The sequence below is a fragment of the Stenotrophomonas sp. AB1(2024) genome (assembly GCF_037482345.1).
Lineage (GTDB): Bacteria > Pseudomonadota > Gammaproteobacteria > Xanthomonadales > Xanthomonadaceae > Stenotrophomonas.
Window position 1 is genome coordinate 1,985,424 of sequence record NZ_JBBHKO020000001.1, and the last position, 15,334, is coordinate 2,000,757.

A 15,334-nucleotide genomic window follows, 5' to 3' on the forward strand; every position below is an offset into this window, starting at 1 on the left:
CCCCGCTTCCTGCGGCGGCCCGACCTGCGGAGCCTATGGCAAGCGCAATGACTGAAGAACAGAACACTCCGGCACCTACCGGCAATTACGACGCCAACAGCATCACCGCCCTGGAAGGCCTGGAGGCGGTCCGCAAGCGGCCCGGAATGTACATCGGCGACGTCCATGACGGCACCGGTCTGCACCACATGGTGTTCGAAGTCGTCGACAACTCCATCGACGAAGCGCTGGCAGGCCACGCCGACCACGTCGCAGTGACCATCCATGCCGACGGTTCGGTGTCGGTGTCCGACAATGGCCGTGGCATTCCCACCGGCAAGCACGGGCAGATGAGCCAGAAGCTCGGCCGCGACGTGTCCGCTGCCGAAGTGGTCATGACCGTGCTGCACGCCGGTGGCAAGTTCGACGACAACAGCTACAAGGTTTCCGGCGGCCTGCACGGCGTCGGCGTCAGCGTGGTCAACGCACTGTCGCAGAAGCTCACCCTGGATATCTTCCAGAGCGGTTTCCACTTCCACCAGGAGTACGCCGATGGCGCGGCCGTAAGCCCGCTCACGCAGGTGGAAGCCAGCACCAAGCGCGGCACCAACCTGCGTTTCTGGCCGTCGGTGGTAGCGTTCCACGACAACGTCGAATTCCACTACGAGATACTGGCCCGCCGCCTGCGCGAGCTCTCGTTCCTGAACTCCGGGGTCAAGATCGTCCTGGTCGACGAGCGCGGCGATGGCCGCCGCGACGACTTCCATTACGAAGGCGGCATCCGCAGCTTCGTGGAGCATCTGGCGCAGCTGAAGACCCCGCTGCACCCGAACGTCATCTCGGTCACCGGCGAGTCCAACGGCATCATCGTGGATGTGGCGCTGCAGTGGACCGATTCCTACCAGGAAACGATGTACTGCTTCACCAACAACATCCCGCAGAAGGACGGTGGTACCCACCTTGCCGGCTTCCGCGGCGCGCTCACCCGCGTGCTCAACAACTACATCGAGCAGAACGGCATCGCCAAACAGGCCAAGATCAACCTGACCGGTGATGACATGCGCGAAGGCATGATCGCCGTGCTGTCGGTGAAGGTGCCTGACCCCAGCTTCTCCAGCCAGACCAAGGAAAAGCTGGTCAGCTCCGACGTGCGCCCGGCCGTGGAAAGCGCGTTCGGCCAGCGCCTGGAAGAGTTCCTGCAGGAAAACCCGAACGAAGCCAAGGCCATCGCCGGCAAGATTGTCGACGCTGCCCGTGCGCGCGAAGCCGCCCGCAAGGCGCGCGACCTGACCCGCCGCAAGGGCGCGCTGGATATCGCCGGCCTGCCCGGCAAGCTGGCCGACTGCCAGGAAAAAGACCCGGCGCTGTCCGAACTGTTCATCGTCGAGGGTGACTCCGCAGGTGGTTCGGCCAAGCAGGGCCGCAATCGCAAGAACCAGGCCGTGCTGCCGCTGCGCGGCAAGATCCTCAATGTGGAACGCGCCCGCTTCGACCGCATGCTCGCCTCCGACCAGGTCGGAACGCTGATCACTGCGCTGGGCACCGGCATCGGCCGCGATGAATACAACCCGGACAAGCTGCGCTACCACCGCATCATCATCATGACCGACGCCGACGTCGACGGCGCGCACATCCGCACCTTGCTGCTCACGTTCTTCTATCGGCAGATGCCGGAGTTGATCGAACGTGGCCACGTCTACATCGGCCTGCCGCCGCTGTACAAAATCAAGCAGGGCAAGCAGGAGCTCTATCTCAAGGACGACCCCGCGCTGGACGCCTATCTGGCCAGCAACGCGGTGGAAAACGCTTCGCTGATTCCGGCCGACAATGAGCCGGCCATCGAAGGCGTGGCCCTGGAAAAGCTGCTGCTCGCCTACGCCTCGGCGCAGGAAGCGATCGGCCGCAACACCCATCGCTACGACCGCCAGCTGCTCGAAGCCCTGGTTGATTTCACCCCGATGGACCTGGAGCACCTGCGCAAGGCCGGCGCCGACGAGGGCCTGGCCGCACTGGCCAAGCGCCTCAACCAGGGCAGCCTGGGTTCGCCGCGTTTCAGCCTGGAACTGCAGGAGCCCACCGAACAGCGCCCCGCTGCCGTGCTGGTCACCCGCCGCCACATGGGCGAAGAGATGATCCAGGTGCTGCCGCTGTCGGCGTTCGAAACCGGCGAACTGCGTGCCCTGCACCAGTCCTCGCTGCTGCTGCACGGCCTGGTGCGTGAGGGCGCCAAGATCGTCCGCGGTTCCAAGTCGGTCGAGATCAGCGGGTTCGCCGAGGCGCGCAACTGGCTGCTGGACGAAGCCAAGAAGGGCCGCCAGATCCAGCGCTTCAAGGGTCTGGGCGAAATGAATCCCGAGCAGTTGTGGGATACCACCGTGAACCCTGATACGCGCCGCCTGCTGCAGGTGCGTATTGAAGACGCCGTGGCCGCCGACCAGATCTTCAGCACCTTGATGGGCGACGTGGTGGAACCGCGCCGCGATTTCATCGAAGACAACGCGCTGCGGGTTGCCAACCTGGATATCTGACACAATCGGCTCAGGGCCGGCCGGTTGCCACCTGCAACCGGCTTGGCCACCGCCTCTTGCTGCCAGGAACCCGATGTCCGCTACCGCCCCGGCCTCCGCCACGCCTCCGCTGCCGCCTGCCTTGCCCCAGGCACCCCAACGGAAACCCGGCTCCCCCGTTGCGGGGTTCCTGATCGATATTGGTATCGCCACCCTCGCCCTGCTGGGGTTGAGCATGGCCAGCGGCCTGCTCTGGGGCGTATATCGCGCGGTCGTCGTAGTCCGCGACACCGGCGCCCAAGCCGCCGAAGCGCTCGTCCAACAGGTGGGCCAACCTGGCGCGCTCGCGCAGATCCTGATGGCTGTGTTCGCCACCGGTGGCGCTGCGGTATTCCTGTATTTCCTGCGCCGTCGCGCCGATGCGGCGGAACGCAGTGCCTCGTTCCAGGCCGCCTGCCGGCCTTCCACCTGGGGCTGGACCCTGTTGGTAGCCGTGGCCGTGATCATCGGCAGCAACGGCATCGCCTGGCTGGCGCGGCAGGCCGGCATCGAACCGGTGCCCACCAACCTGTCCCTGATGGAACAGGCGGTGGCCCGGTTCCCGTGGTTCCTTGCCGTGTTCGCCATCGTGCTGGCACCGGCCTACGAAGAACTGCTGTTCCGCCGCGTGCTGTTCGGGCGCCTGTGGCAGGCCGGCCGCCCGTGGTTGGGCATGCTGCTGAGCAGCCTGGCCTTTGCCCTGGTCCATGAAGTGCCCGGCACCAGCGCCAACGGCCCGTGGGAAATCGCCCAGCTGTGGCTGGTGTACGGCGGCATGGGCGCCGCGTTCGCCTGGTTGTACCAGCGCACCGGCACCCTGTGGGCGCCGATCGTGGCGCACGCGTTGAACAACGCCATCGCCTTGGCCGCCCTGGTCTTCCTGGGCTTGCACTGACCCCGCGGCTTGACGAAACCTTACATTCCAGCCCGCACACTGCAGACATGAACACGGGAGTCCCCGCCTTGAAACCCTTGCTGCTCGGACTTGTCATCACCCTGCTGGCCAGCGCCTGCGCCACCACCACCTCGCCCACCGGGCGCCGGCAGATGGTGGGCGGCGTATCGCAGGCCGAGCTGGACCAACTCGGTGCGCAGGCCTTCGCCGAGACCAAGAAGAAAGAGAAGATCAGCGGCGATGGCCGTCAGAACGGCTACGTGCAGTGCGTGGTGAACGCGCTGGTCGCGCAGCTGCCCCCACAGTACCGTGGCGTACGGTGGGAGACTGCCGTGTTCGTCGATCCCGAACCGAACGCCTTTGCACTGCCCGGCGGCAAGGTCGGGGTGAACACCGGCATCTTCACCGTGGCCAAGAACCAGGACCAGCTGGCTGCCGTGATCGGGCATGAGATCGGCCATGTCATCTCGCGGCACCATGAAGAGCGCCTCACCCGCCAGATGGGCGCCCAGACCGGCCTGGCCGTGCTCGGCGCACTGGCCGGCGCTGCGTACGGTGACGGGGCGGCCAGCACGGTCAACCAGCTCGGCGGTGCCGGCGCCCAGGCAGCGTTCCTGCTGCCCGGCTCGCGCACACAGGAAAGCGAAGCCGACGTGGTGGGCCAGCGGCTGATGGCCGAGGCGGGGTTCGACCCGGCCCAGGCGGTCAACCTGTGGCAGAACATGATGGCCGCCAGTGGCGGGCGCTCCCCGCAATGGTTGTCCACCCACCCCGATCCAGCCAACCGGATCCGGGAGCTGCAACGCGATGCACCCGCCCTTACCGGTGTTTTCCAGCAGGCCCAGGCCGCTGGACGGCGCCCGAAGTGCGGGTAATACGACTAAAGGATGCTGTATTGCAGCATCGGAAACGATTTCTCACGCCATCCATTTCTGATAGGTTTGGCGGCTCAGATTTTTCTGACAGTCCGTTTTGATGCCGCCACGGCGGTTCGATCGAGGTGAAAGATGATTTTCCGCAACCACAAGCAAGCTGTGCTTTCCGTCCTCATCGCGACCGCCATCGGTGGCGTCGTCGTTACCGATGCCGTGGCCCAGAGCCGCAGTTCCGAGCGCAACAGCGAACGTCGCGGTGGCAAGCAGTCCCAGGCCAAGGCCGAAGTGCTGTTCCCCAACGCCACCCGTGAAGAACCCAGCGTCAAGGCGTCTCCGAAGCTCGGCAAGCAGCTGCAGAAGCTGATTGACAGCTACAACGACCAGAAGTTCCCGGAAACCCGCGCTGCGGCCGACGAGATCCTGGCCAACAGCGCTGCCAACGCCTACGACAAGTCGCTGGCCGCCCAGCTGGGTGCGCAGGCTGCGTACAACCTCGACGACAGCGCCACTGCCAAGAAGTACCTGCAGCAGGTGCTGGAATTCAACGGCCTGGATAACAACGGCCACTTCCAGTCGATGTTGATGCTGGCCCAGTTGCAGATCCAGGACGACCAGACTGCCGAAGGCCTGGTCACCCTGGACAAGTACTTCGCCGAATCCAAGTCGACCAAGCCCGAAGAGCTGATCATCAAGGGCCAGGCCCTGTACCAGCTGGAGCGCTACAAGGAAGCGGTGCCGGTGATCCAGCAGGCCATCGCCGGCGCTGCCGAGCCGAAGGACAACTGGAACCAGCTGCTGATGGCGGCCCTGTCCGAATCCGGCCAGATCGGTGAAGCCGTGAAGACGGCCGAAGCGCTTGCGGCCAAGAACCCGGCCGACAAGAAGGCCCAGATGAACCTGGCCAGCGTCTACCTGCAGAACGACCAGATGGCCCAGGCTGCTGCGGTCATGGACAAGCTGTTCGCTGCAGGCCAGCTGACCGACGAACGCGAGTACAAGCAGGCCTATTCGATCTATGCCAACTCCGAAAACAAGGAGCAGCAGGTCATCGCCGTGATCAACGACGGCCTGCAGAAGGGCATCCTCAAGCCGGATTACCAGGTGTACCTGGCCCAGGCCCAGGCGTATTACTACTCCGACCCGCAGCAGACGGACAAGGCGATCGAAGCGTGGCAGAAGGCCGCCCCGCTTTCCAAGGACGGTGAAACCTACTTGAACCTGGCAAAGGTCTTGCATCAGGAAGGTCGCACTGCGGAAGCCAAGCAGGCTGCCCAGCAGGCGCTGGCCAAGGGTGTGAAGAACCAGGCGGATGCCAAGAAAATCATCAACCTGAAGTAAGTAGGAATAACGCCTGAACGCCTGCGTTATTGATGCGCAGGCGCTCAGGATTGGTATAAGCTTGGAGGTTCCTGCGGTGTCATGCACCGCTGATCATGGGCTACCTGTCCCCGGGTACCCGGCCCCACTAATGAGCTCTTGGCGCATGACGGAACAACTAGTCGTTCACAGGTACGAACAACGCGATGACACCGGCCTCAGCTGGCCGCGCATCGTGGGTATCGCCTTTGTAATCGCATTGCATCTCGCCGCCCTGATGCTGCTCCTCATTCCTGCCGTGGCCCCCAAGGCCGTGACGGAGAAGGAACGCAACATCATGGTGACCCTGGTCGACGCTCCGCCGCCGCCCCCACCGCCGCCGCCGCCGCCGCCGCCGACTGAAACGCCGCCGCCGCCGGTCAAGAACCTGTCGCCGCCCAAGCCCTCGCCGGTGCCGCCGCCGCCGCAGGCGCCGGTGATCGACGTGCCGGAACCGCGTCCGAACGACATCGTTACGCCGCCGAGTCCGCCGAGCCCGCCGCAGCCGCCGAGTTCCATCGAGGCCAGCGTCGATATCTCGTCCAAGGCCATGAATCCCCCGCGCTACCCGCCGGCTGCATTCCGCGCAGGTATCCAGGGTGAAGTCATCCTGATCATTGATGTCGATGCCAACGGCAACGTCACCAATGTGTCGGTCGAAAAGTCCAGCCGTAACCGCGATCTGGACCGTGCCGCGATGGAAGCCGCCCGTAAATGGCGCTTCAACGCTGCCGAATCGGGCGGGAAGAAAGCTGCAGGTCGCGTCCGCGTCCCGGTCAACTTTGCGCTGAATTGATGGGTCGGGTGGCCTGCCGGCCACCCACCTCTCACTTGCACCTAGCTACAACATTCATCACCACACACAACAAAGGTAAGCGTCATGCTGCAGGAACTCTTCATCGCCGCTGCTGCCGGGGGCAACCCGTCGAATGCCCTCTCGCAGATGGGCTTCGAGCATCTGATCCACGAAATGACCAGCAAGCCGGGCGACTTCGCCGTCTCCTGGGTCGTGCTTCTGACCCTGGTCATCATGTCGGCCATGTCCTGGTACTGGACCGTCATCAACATCTTCCGTGCTACCCGCCTGAAGAGCGCTGCTGACAAGGTCGTGAGCCTGTTCTGGGATACCCCGAACGCCCAGGACGCCATCCGCGCCATGGAAGAACAGCCGGCTTCGGAGCCGTTCTCCAAGATCGCTCTGGACGCAGCCCAGGCTGCCGCCCACCACCAGCGTGCCGAAGGTGGCGCCACCAGTGGCCTGGGTGAGAACCTGAGCCGTTCGGAGTTCGTCGACCGCGCCCTGCGTCAGGCCGTGACCCGCGAAAGCAACAACCTGCAGTCGGGCATGACCCTGCTGGCCACCGTCGGTGCAACCGCTCCGTTCGTCGGTCTGCTCGGCACCGTGTGGGGCATCTACGGCGCGCTGATCAAGATCGGTGCAACCGGTTCGGCCTCCATCGACGCCGTTGCCGGCCCGGTGGGTGAAGCCCTGATCATGACCGCCATCGGTCTGTTCGTGGCAATCCCGGCCGTGTTCGCCTTCAACTTCTTCAGCAAGATCAACAGCGCCACGATCAGCAAGTTCGATACGTTCGCTCACGACCTGCACGACTTCTTCGCCACCGGTTCGCGCGTCCGCTAATTGCGACGCGCTGTACCCAGCGAGAACGTAGTCAACACGATCTAGACGGAGCCCGTTATGGCTTTCAGTAGTGGTAACAGCGGCGGCCCCATGGCCGACATCAACGTTACGCCCCTCGTGGACGTGATGCTGGTGCTGCTGATCATCTTCATCATCACGGCGCCCCTGATGTCCCATAAGGTCAAGGTCGACCTGCCCGAGGCAAACCTGGTGCAGAACCCGGAAGATGCGGCCGATCGCAAGGGTCCCATCACCCTGGCGGTGAAGGAAGACGGCTCGATCTTCTGGAACGACGAAGAGATCGACAAGCAGACTCTCGAGTCGCGCCTGGCGACCGCCGCCCAGCAGACCCCCCAGCCCCCGCTCAATCTGCGTGGTGACCGCACCACCAAGATGCGTGTCATCAACGAGATGACCAAGATCGCGCAGGAGCAGGGCATGCTCGACGTTGGCTTTGTGGCCACCAAAGAGAAGGGGCAGTAAGCCATGGCATTCAGTTCTGGTGGTGGCAAGGGCCCCATGGCCGACATCAACGTTACGCCCCTCGTGGACGTGATGCTGGTGCTGTTGATCATCTTCATCGTTACCGCGCCGATCATGACCTACCCGATCGCCGTGGACCTGCCGCAGCGCGTGCTCAATCCACCGCCGCAGCTGGTCGAACCGCCGCCGCCGATCGAGCTGCGGATCGACGCCAGCAACCAGGTGTTCTGGAACAACAGCCCGGTTGCAACGGGCGAACTCCAGCAGCGTATGGAGCAGGAAGTGCAGCGTGACCCGACCAACCAGCCCGAGCTGCGCATCGACGCCAGCCCGGACTCCGAGTACGACGTGATGGCCAAGGTTCTGGCCGCCGCGAAGAACGCGCAGATGAAGAAGATCGGGTTCCAGCAGCAGCAGTAATACGCAACACCAAGTCATGACGCGACTGGAAAGCGCCCCTGGAAACAGGGGCGCTTTTTTTCCAGCTATGATCCGCGCATGCTTGCCACCTACCCCGCGCTTGCCGACTGGCTCCACTGGCTGGACGCCGTGCCACACCTGCGCCCGATGCTGATTGCCGCCTACGTGCTGTACCTGCTGTGGCTGATCGGCTGGATCATGCTGCAGAAGCGCGAACCGGTGGCCACCCTCAGCTGGATCCTGTCGCTGGCCGCCCTGCCCTACCTGGGTCTGTTCGTGTACTACCTGCTGGGCCCGCAGAAAGTGAAGCGGCAGCGCCTGCGCCGTGGCCGCGCACGCTCCGGCATGGAGCACTACAACAGCGTGTGCCCGCCCGATGCGGACTGCACCGAACTGGCCAAGATTGCCCAGGCCACCACCGGCCTGGCACCCAGCTCGGCCACCGAAGTGGAGTGGCTGGTGGATGGCGCGCAGACCTATGCCGCGTTGTTGAAGGCGGTTGCGCAGGCCCGCGACCACCTGCACGTGGAGTACTACATCTTCAACCCCGACCACGCCGGCACCGCGCTGCGCGATGCCCTGGTCGAGCGCGCCCGCGCCGGCGTGCGCGTGCGCCTGCTACTGGATGCCGTGGGTTCCTCGGGCATTGGCAGAGCCTTCCTCAAGCCGCTGCGGGATGCCGGCGCGGAAGTAGCGTGGTTCCATCCACGCCAGCTGCTCAAGCCGTTCAAGCGTCCCTGGATGAACATGCGCACCCACCGCAAGCTGGTGGTGATCGACGGCCGTGTCGCCTTTACCGGGGGCATCAACATCACCGACGAAGAAGACGAAAGCCGCCGCCCCGATGCCTACCGCGACCTGCACATGCGCCTGGCCGGGCACGTGGTGCGCAGCCTGCAGCTGGTCTTCATCGAAGACTGGATCTACGCCACCGGCGAACCGAAGGAACGCTTCAACATCGCCCAGTTGTGGCCCAACGACATGCCGGGCCGCCAGGAAGGCAGCATCAACGCACAGGTGTTGGTATCGGGCCCGGACTCGTCATGGGAAACCATCCACCGCCTGCAGGTGGCTGCCATCCATGAAGCGCGCGAGCGCGTGTGGCTGGTCACACCGTACTTCGTGCCCGGCGAAGCCGCACGCATGGCCCTGACATCCGCCGCACTGGGCGGCCTGGACGTGCGCCTGCTGGTACCGAAGATGAGCGATTCCTGGTTCGTCACCCAGGCCGCGCGTTCGTACTTCGACGAGCTGCTGCAGGCCGGGGTGAAGATCTACGAATACGGCCCACGCATGCTGCACACCAAAGCCTTCATCGCCGACCACGACGTGTGCATTGCCGGCAGCGCCAATTTCGACCACCGCAGCTTCCGGCTCAACTTCGAGCTGTCCATGATGATCAGCGACGAAGGCTGCGTGGCCGAACTGGAGAAGATCCTGGTGGCCGAATTCGCCAGCGCCAGCCCCGTGCGCGACGACCGCCGCCGCTCGCTGTGGCTGCACCGCGTACCCGAGGCCTTCGCCCGCCTGGCCTCGCCGCTGCTGTAGCCACCACCACGTGGAACCGCCCCCCACCCCGGCGCTACACTGCGCAGGTCAACGGGGAGAATGACAATGTATTGGCTGTTCCTGCTGCTGTCGCTGGGCTGTTTCGCCCTTGCCATGAAGACACCGTCCACCGGCATGATGATGCTGTGGCTGGCCGGCGCATTGCTGTTCCTGCTGGCCTGGATACGCGGCCGCTATGTGGCCAGCTTCGGCGGCAGCCAGCGCAGTACCGCTGGCCCACACGACATCTACAACGCGATCGACCCCGCCGAGCTGCGTCGGCTGCGCGAGCAGGCCCAGGCCCGCCGCGAAGGTGACCGCGACCCGAACGACCTGCCCCCGAGCCTATGACCCACCTCAGCGTCAACGTGAACAAGATAGCCGTCCTGCGCAATTCGCGCGGCGGCCAGGACCCTGACGTCCTGCAGGCCGCCACCGCCTGCCTGGATGCCGGCGCCCACGGCATCACCGTGCACCCCCGCCCCGATCGCCGGCATATCCACGCCGAAGACGTGCTCGCCCTCTCGGCGCTGACCACCGCACGCGGCGTGGAATTCAACATCGAAGGCAACCCGTTCGCCCCGCCCCGCCCGGGCTACCCCGGCCTGTTGCCGCTGTGCGCGCAGACCCGCCCCGCCCAGGCCACGTTGGTGCCCGACAGCGACGGTCAGCTCACCTCCGACCACGGCTTCGACTTCAGCCGCGACGCCGAGCGCCTGCGCCCGTTGATTGCAGAACTCAAAAGCCACGGCTGCCGCGTGAGCCTGTTCGTAGACGCTGGCAACCCCGACCTGGCCCAAGCGGCCGAGATCGGCGCCGACCGCATCGAGCTCTACACCGGCCCCTATGCCGAAGCGCACGCCGCAGGCGATGCCACCGCCATGCTCGCCCTGTTTGCCGACGCCGCCCGCCGCGCCCAGGCAGCCGGCCTGGGCGTAAACGCCGGCCACGACCTATCTCAGGACAACCTCCGCGATTTCCTGCAAACGGTCCCCAACGTCCTCGAAGTCTCCATCGGCCACGCCCTCATCAGCGAAGCCCTGTACGCCGGCCTGGACACCACGGTAAAAGGCTACCTGGCCCTGCTCTGACCACCCGGCCGCCGCTGGCGGTGCATCGGTAGCGCCGGCCGTTGGCCGGCCCAAGCACGCCCGATCGCGCGACATATCCACCGCACCAGTTCCTGCGCAACCGCGTAGATCCGGGCCCTGCCCGGACGATTTCCGCGCGATCCCGCCGCACCCGGAATCCCCTGTGGATAACCCTGGGGAACAAACCCGAACGATTCAGCCAGGACCCAACAGGGCCGCGCATTCTGCTTCCCACCGGGCCTGTGGTTAGTAATACTACTAACCCATGCGCGCCATCCTGCCACCTGCGATTTCCCACCCAAGGTCTCATCCCCTGAGACTCTCCACCGATAGCCTCTGAAAATGGGTATCGCAATCAAAGGTCGTGGTTCCACCACACACCTCGCAGGCCGTTTTGAAATTACGGTCAGTGAAGCCATGGACGACGGCTGGGAACCGGAAACCAGCGAAGAGTTCGCTGCCCCCCGCCTGCGCACCGAAGTGCGCGCCGAAACCGCGCGCAGCATCATCAGCCGCAACAAATCCCCCGACGTAGGCTTCAGCCAATCGGTAAACCCCTATCGCGGCTGCGAACATGGCTGCTCGTACTGTTTCGCACGGCCCTCGCACGCCTTCCTCAACCTCTCCCCCGGCCTGGACTTCGAAACCAAGCTGTTCGCCAAAACCAACGCCCCGCAGCTGCTGCGCAAGGAACTCTCGCGCCCCGCCTACACCCCGCAACCCATCGCACTGGGCATCAACACCGACGCCTACCAGCCGATCGAGCGCAAGCTCAAACTCACCCGCCAGCTGATCGAAGTGATGCTGGAAACCCAGCATCCGTTCTCGCTGATCACCAAGAACGCCCTCGTCGAGCGCGACATCGACCTGCTTGCACCGCTGGCCGAAAAGAACCTGGTCAGCGTGCACTTCTCGGTGACCTCGCTGGACCCGCACCTGTCGGCCCGCCTCGAACCGCGTGCCTCCGCCCCGCACGCACGCCTGCGCGCCATGCGCCGCCTGCACGCCGCCGGCATCCCCGTGGGCGTGATGGTGGCCCCGGTGATTCCCTGGATCAACGATGCCGAGCTGGAAGCCGTGCTTGAAGCCGCGCGCGATGCCGGCGCCAGCACCGCCGGCTACGTACTGCTGCGCCTGCCGTTGGAAGTAGCACCGTTGTTCCGCGACTGGCTGGACACGCACCACCCGGACCGCGCCGCGCACGTGATGAGCACCATCAACCAGCTGCGCGGCGGCAAGGACTACAACAGCGAGTTCGGCACCCGCATGCGCGGCGAAGGTGTTTACGCCGACCTGCTCTCCAGCCGCTTCAAGCTGGCCCGCAAGCGGCTGGGGTTCGATGCGCAGAACAGCCACTGGCCGAAGCTGGATTGCACCAGGTTCGTGCGCCCCTTGCCGCCATGCGGGGATTCGCCGCAGGGTCAGCTCTTCTGACACACGCGCTGCGCGAACAACTGATGCCAGTGCGAGCAGCCAGTCAGGCAGCATTGGGCACGGTTGGCGCTGGCCGTTTGGCCGATCGCCGGCGGGGCGATCCGGACAATTGTGCGGTCACAATCGCCAACCCGGCCGGTCCCGCCGCAGGAGGGCTTGATCCGCGTGGCGAGATTGCCACACTTGCAGCACCGACGACCTGAAAGGCCTGCCCCATGCGCATTGCTATCCTCGCCTACGCTGGCTGCATGGGGGCCGAGGTGCTGGGCCTGTCCGACCTGCTGCTGGTGGCCAATCGCCTGAGTGCGGCACGTTCGCCGGCTGCATCGCCGCCGTTTTCTGTCGCGATCATCGGGGCCCGGGAAGGTGAGGTGCGCCTGGCCGGCAATGTGCGCATGCTGGTCGGCGCGCCGGGTCGTTTCGATCTGCTTGTCGTGCCCGCCTTCGATTTCAACTCGTTCCAGGACATGGACACGGCATTGTCCGATCTGGAAGAAGAGAAAGCGCTGATCCGCAGTGCCGCCGATCAGCATAGCGTCGCCGCGATCTGCGGCGGCAGCCTGCTGCTGGCCGAAGCCGGCGTACTGGCTGGTCGGCGCGCGACCACCGCATGGGCCTTCGCCGATGAGATGTCCCGACGCTACCCGGACGTGGACGTGCTGCGTGATGCCATGCTGGTGCGCGATGGAACCGTCATAACCTGCGGCGCGTTCACCGCCTATGGCGAGCTGGCACTGCAGCTCATCCGCGACCGCGCCGGCTCGAACCTGGCGCGGGCAGTAGGCCGATTCAGTCTCATTGAGGGCAACCGCGGCAGCCAGGCCCCATACCTGGATGCGCGATTGAAGCCCAAACGCCACGAATCCATCGCACGCACCGCGGCCAGCTGGTTCGCAACGCGCCTTGCCGAACGCTACGAGCTGGCAACGCTGGCGGCCGCCTTCCATCTATCGAGCAGGACCCTGCTGCGCCGGTTCCGCGCCGAAACCGGACAATCACCGCTGGAGCTGTTGCAGGATCTGCGCGTGGAGCGGGCAAGGCATCTGCTCGAAACCACCACCTTGAGCGTGGCGCAGGTTGCCATGGAAGTTGGCTATCAGGACGTCTCCACCTTCTCGCGCCTGTTCGCACGGCGCACGCATCTCACACCGGCTGTTTTCCGCCGGAAATTCCAGACGCCCGACCATAAGGTGTTCTGACGCGCCGCTGCGCGCTGGCCCGAATGCACAGCGATTTGGCGATCACGCCGGTTATGTTCATCCGTGCGCACCACTAGCATTTCCTCTGTCACGTCGCTCCACGTGGTAACCAGGAAATCGCCTTGAACGAACACACCCGCACTGCGCAGCCAAATGCGCCCGCTGCGCCCGAAGCTGCTGCCCCTTGGCTCAAGCCCAATGTGCGATTGAGCCTGCTGCGTGCGGCAATGCGCGCTCTGGGTGGTATCAGCGTTCGCCACGCCGCACGATGGATGGACCATCTCTGGTTCTCGGCCCCCAGGACCAAACCGCGCGATACCGACCAGGCATGGCTGGACAGCGCAACGCCGCTCTCATTCAACGTGCACCAGCGCCATGTGGCCGGCTGGTCATGGGGCGATAGCGGGCCGGCCATCGTGCTGGTACATGGCTGGGGCGGAAATGCCGGCCACCTGTGCTCGCTCGTCGCTCCGCTGCGCAGGCTGGGATTCCGGGTGATCGCCTTCGATGCCCCGGCCCATGGCGTTTCCTCGCCCAGTCGCCTGGGTGGCAAGCGCGTGACCTTCTTCGAGATGGCTGAAGCACTGCGTGTCGTCACGGCCAGCGAGCCGGCGCTGTGCGGGGTGGTAGCCCATTCCGGAGGCTGCGCCGTGGTCGCACTGGCGATGCGTGAGGGGTGGCAACCGCCATCGCGCCTGGCCTTCGTCGCGCCTTTCGCCCTGCCATCGACGGCAATCGACAGTTTCGCCCGCGCCATCTCAGCTACTCCAGCCGTCGTGGGCGCGTTTCGAGAGGGAGTGCAGTCATGGCTCGGTCACCCATGGTCTTACCTGGACATCGCCAACACCCCGGAACGCTGCCAACGCCCGCTGCTGGTCATGCACGACGTGCAGGACAAGGAAGTGCCCGTGGAGCAAGCGCAATCGATCCTTCGGACATGGCCCAGCGCACGCCTTGAAACCACCCACGGTCTTGGCCATCGCCGGATCCTGCGCGACGCCGGTGTCATCCAGCAACTCGCCGCGTTCATGGCGCTGGCGCTTGAAGGTGCGAAATCTGCCGCTGACGCCACGCCCGCCGCGTCGCGGGACGAGCTCGACCTGGCCTATGAAGCCAGCGGATCGATCTGGACCAAGGTAGCGCACCGCGGTTGACCTGTACGGTCGCGGTGCGCTGGGATGAATGCGCGACTGTCGCGACCATGCACTAAGCGCGCCCGGCCGGCCAAGAGAGACAGTTGGATGAGCATCCGAGCTGCCGAAGACGATCCACATCGATCTCAGGGATTCAGAAGAGTCTGATACCACGATGCTGACGAACCAACTAGCATCCGCATTACGCACGCAAGTCAATCCGCGCCAGCTACCGTTCGGGGCGCGACCAGGCTGCCAAGCACCTGAAGGCCCACACGTTGAAGGAACCGACGATGACGAATGAAGAAGCACCGGTGGAGGCCTTCAGCAGCAAAATCGCTCGCATGCGGAAGGATCTGGCTGTTCGCGGCGTGAGCCAGACCTTGGCCGCGCCGCCTGCCTGGCGAATCGCTTGGCGACTGGGCTGGAACTGGACACCGCCGTTGTTCAGGAGCTTCCGGGTCAACGTTCTGACATTTGGAAGCGTATGGGTGGTTTTGTGGCAGATTGTGGTGGCATGCCTGCCAATTCTTTCAGCACCGCATGCCGGCGCGGCCGTCGGTGCGGTAGTAATCGGCGGAGCGTTCTTCGGATTGGTGATGGCCTGCGTGGTGCATGTTCAACGCAAACGACTGAGACTGCCACCTTGGAGCGAGTACTGAACTGTCAAAGGGCTGCGCTATGCGGTGAATTCCCTCATGGCTGATCCTTGGACCCTCAGTAGGAGAATCAA

The 15,334-nt window shown here is 64.8% G+C and carries 15 protein-coding genes; all 15 read left to right on the plus strand.

Annotation, left to right across the window (positions count from 1 at the left end; all coding sequences use genetic code 11):
* Window positions 1-47 precede the first annotated feature (47 nt).
* Window positions 48-2,507, plus strand: a complete 2,460-nt coding sequence (gene gyrB / locus WIX41_RS09165) for a DNA topoisomerase (ATP-hydrolyzing) subunit B (protein WP_339446809.1) — start codon at window positions 48-50, stop codon at window positions 2,505-2,507.
* 73 nt (window positions 2,508-2,580) lie between these two features.
* Complete coding sequence (locus tag WIX41_RS09170) at window positions 2,581-3,420, plus strand: CPBP family intramembrane glutamic endopeptidase (RefSeq protein WP_339446811.1); 840 nt, start codon at window positions 2,581-2,583, stop codon at window positions 3,418-3,420.
* Window positions 3,421-3,488: 68 nt separating this feature from the next.
* Window positions 3,489-4,295, plus strand: a complete 807-nt coding sequence (locus tag WIX41_RS09175; protein ID WP_339446813.1) for a M48 family metallopeptidase — start codon at window positions 3,489-3,491, stop codon at window positions 4,293-4,295.
* A gap of 132 nt (window positions 4,296-4,427) precedes the next feature.
* Complete coding sequence (locus WIX41_RS09180; protein WP_409187351.1) at window positions 4,428-5,633, plus strand: tetratricopeptide repeat protein; 1,206 nt, start codon at window positions 4,428-4,430, stop codon at window positions 5,631-5,633.
* Between the two features lie 145 nt (window positions 5,634-5,778).
* On the plus strand, window positions 5,779-6,447 hold the full coding sequence (locus WIX41_RS09185) for an energy transducer TonB (RefSeq protein ID WP_068848031.1): 669 nt from the start codon (window positions 5,779-5,781) through the stop codon (window positions 6,445-6,447).
* A gap of 84 nt (window positions 6,448-6,531) precedes the next feature.
* Window positions 6,532-7,293: a TonB-system energizer ExbB gene (gene exbB / locus WIX41_RS09190; protein WP_339446819.1), complete on the plus strand. Its 762-nt coding sequence runs from the start codon at window positions 6,532-6,534 to the stop codon at window positions 7,291-7,293.
* A 57-nt stretch (window positions 7,294-7,350) separates the two neighbouring features.
* On the plus strand, window positions 7,351-7,776 hold the full coding sequence (locus tag WIX41_RS09195; protein WP_409187352.1) for an ExbD/TolR family protein: 426 nt from the start codon (window positions 7,351-7,353) through the stop codon (window positions 7,774-7,776).
* A 3-nt stretch (window positions 7,777-7,779) separates the two neighbouring features.
* On the plus strand, window positions 7,780-8,196 hold the full coding sequence (locus WIX41_RS09200; RefSeq protein WP_339446823.1) for an ExbD/TolR family protein: 417 nt from the start codon (window positions 7,780-7,782) through the stop codon (window positions 8,194-8,196).
* 78 nt (window positions 8,197-8,274) lie between these two features.
* Window positions 8,275-9,744 carry a cardiolipin synthase gene (gene cls / locus WIX41_RS09205; protein WP_339446825.1) on the plus strand — a complete coding sequence of 490 codons (1,470 nt, stop codon included), beginning with the start codon at window positions 8,275-8,277 and terminating at the stop codon, window positions 9,742-9,744.
* Window positions 9,745-9,810: 66 nt separating this feature from the next.
* Window positions 9,811-10,095 (plus strand): hypothetical protein, encoded by a 285-nt coding sequence (locus WIX41_RS09210; protein ID WP_409187476.1) that lies wholly within the window; start codon window positions 9,811-9,813, stop codon window positions 10,093-10,095.
* The gene (locus WIX41_RS09215; protein ID WP_339446828.1) at window positions 10,092-10,835 is read left to right on the plus strand and encodes a pyridoxine 5'-phosphate synthase; all 744 of its coding nucleotides are present in this window, start codon (window positions 10,092-10,094) and stop codon (window positions 10,833-10,835) included. Before WIX41_RS09210 ends, WIX41_RS09215 begins: the two co-directional genes overlap by 4 nt.
* A gap of 342 nt (window positions 10,836-11,177) precedes the next feature.
* The gene (locus WIX41_RS09220; RefSeq protein ID WP_339446830.1) at window positions 11,178-12,269 is read left to right on the plus strand and encodes a PA0069 family radical SAM protein; all 1,092 of its coding nucleotides are present in this window, start codon (window positions 11,178-11,180) and stop codon (window positions 12,267-12,269) included.
* A 215-nt stretch (window positions 12,270-12,484) separates the two neighbouring features.
* Window positions 12,485-13,468: a GlxA family transcriptional regulator gene (locus WIX41_RS09225; protein ID WP_339446832.1), complete on the plus strand. Its 984-nt coding sequence runs from the start codon at window positions 12,485-12,487 to the stop codon at window positions 13,466-13,468.
* A 122-nt stretch (window positions 13,469-13,590) separates the two neighbouring features.
* Entirely contained in the window at window positions 13,591-14,622 is a 1,032-nt protein-coding gene (locus WIX41_RS09230; RefSeq protein WP_339446834.1) for an alpha/beta fold hydrolase, read from the plus strand.
* Window positions 14,623-14,894: 272 nt separating this feature from the next.
* Complete coding sequence (locus tag WIX41_RS09235) at window positions 14,895-15,263, plus strand: DUF6404 family protein (RefSeq protein WP_339446836.1); 369 nt, start codon at window positions 14,895-14,897, stop codon at window positions 15,261-15,263.
* Window positions 15,264-15,334 lie beyond the last annotated feature (71 nt).

Bases quoted from the DNA above. Each gene is read 5' to 3' on its own strand.
- gyrB (WP_339446809.1), top strand. From the start codon at position 48: ATGACTGAAGAACAGAACACTCCGGCACCTACCGGCAATTACGACGCC.
- WIX41_RS09170 (WP_339446811.1), top strand. From the start codon at position 2,581: ATGTCCGCTACCGCCCCGGCCTCCGCCACGCCTCCGCTGCCGCCTGCC.
- WIX41_RS09180 (WP_409187351.1), top strand. From the start codon at position 4,428: ATGATTTTCCGCAACCACAAGCAAGCTGTGCTTTCCGTCCTCATCGCG.
- WIX41_RS09185 (WP_068848031.1), top strand. From the start codon at position 5,779: ATGACGGAACAACTAGTCGTTCACAGGTACGAACAACGCGATGACACC.
- exbB (WP_339446819.1), top strand. From the start codon at position 6,532: ATGCTGCAGGAACTCTTCATCGCCGCTGCTGCCGGGGGCAACCCGTCG.
- WIX41_RS09195 (WP_409187352.1), top strand. From the start codon at position 7,351: ATGGCTTTCAGTAGTGGTAACAGCGGCGGCCCCATGGCCGACATCAAC.
- WIX41_RS09200 (WP_339446823.1), top strand. From the start codon at position 7,780: ATGGCATTCAGTTCTGGTGGTGGCAAGGGCCCCATGGCCGACATCAAC.
- cls (WP_339446825.1), top strand. From the start codon at position 8,275: ATGCTTGCCACCTACCCCGCGCTTGCCGACTGGCTCCACTGGCTGGAC.
- WIX41_RS09210 (WP_409187476.1), top strand. From the start codon at position 9,811: ATGTATTGGCTGTTCCTGCTGCTGTCGCTGGGCTGTTTCGCCCTTGCC.
- WIX41_RS09215 (WP_339446828.1), top strand. From the start codon at position 10,092: ATGACCCACCTCAGCGTCAACGTGAACAAGATAGCCGTCCTGCGCAAT.
- WIX41_RS09220 (WP_339446830.1), top strand. From the start codon at position 11,178: ATGGGTATCGCAATCAAAGGTCGTGGTTCCACCACACACCTCGCAGGC.
- WIX41_RS09225 (WP_339446832.1), top strand. From the start codon at position 12,485: ATGCGCATTGCTATCCTCGCCTACGCTGGCTGCATGGGGGCCGAGGTG.
- WIX41_RS09235 (WP_339446836.1), top strand. From the start codon at position 14,895: ATGACGAATGAAGAAGCACCGGTGGAGGCCTTCAGCAGCAAAATCGCT.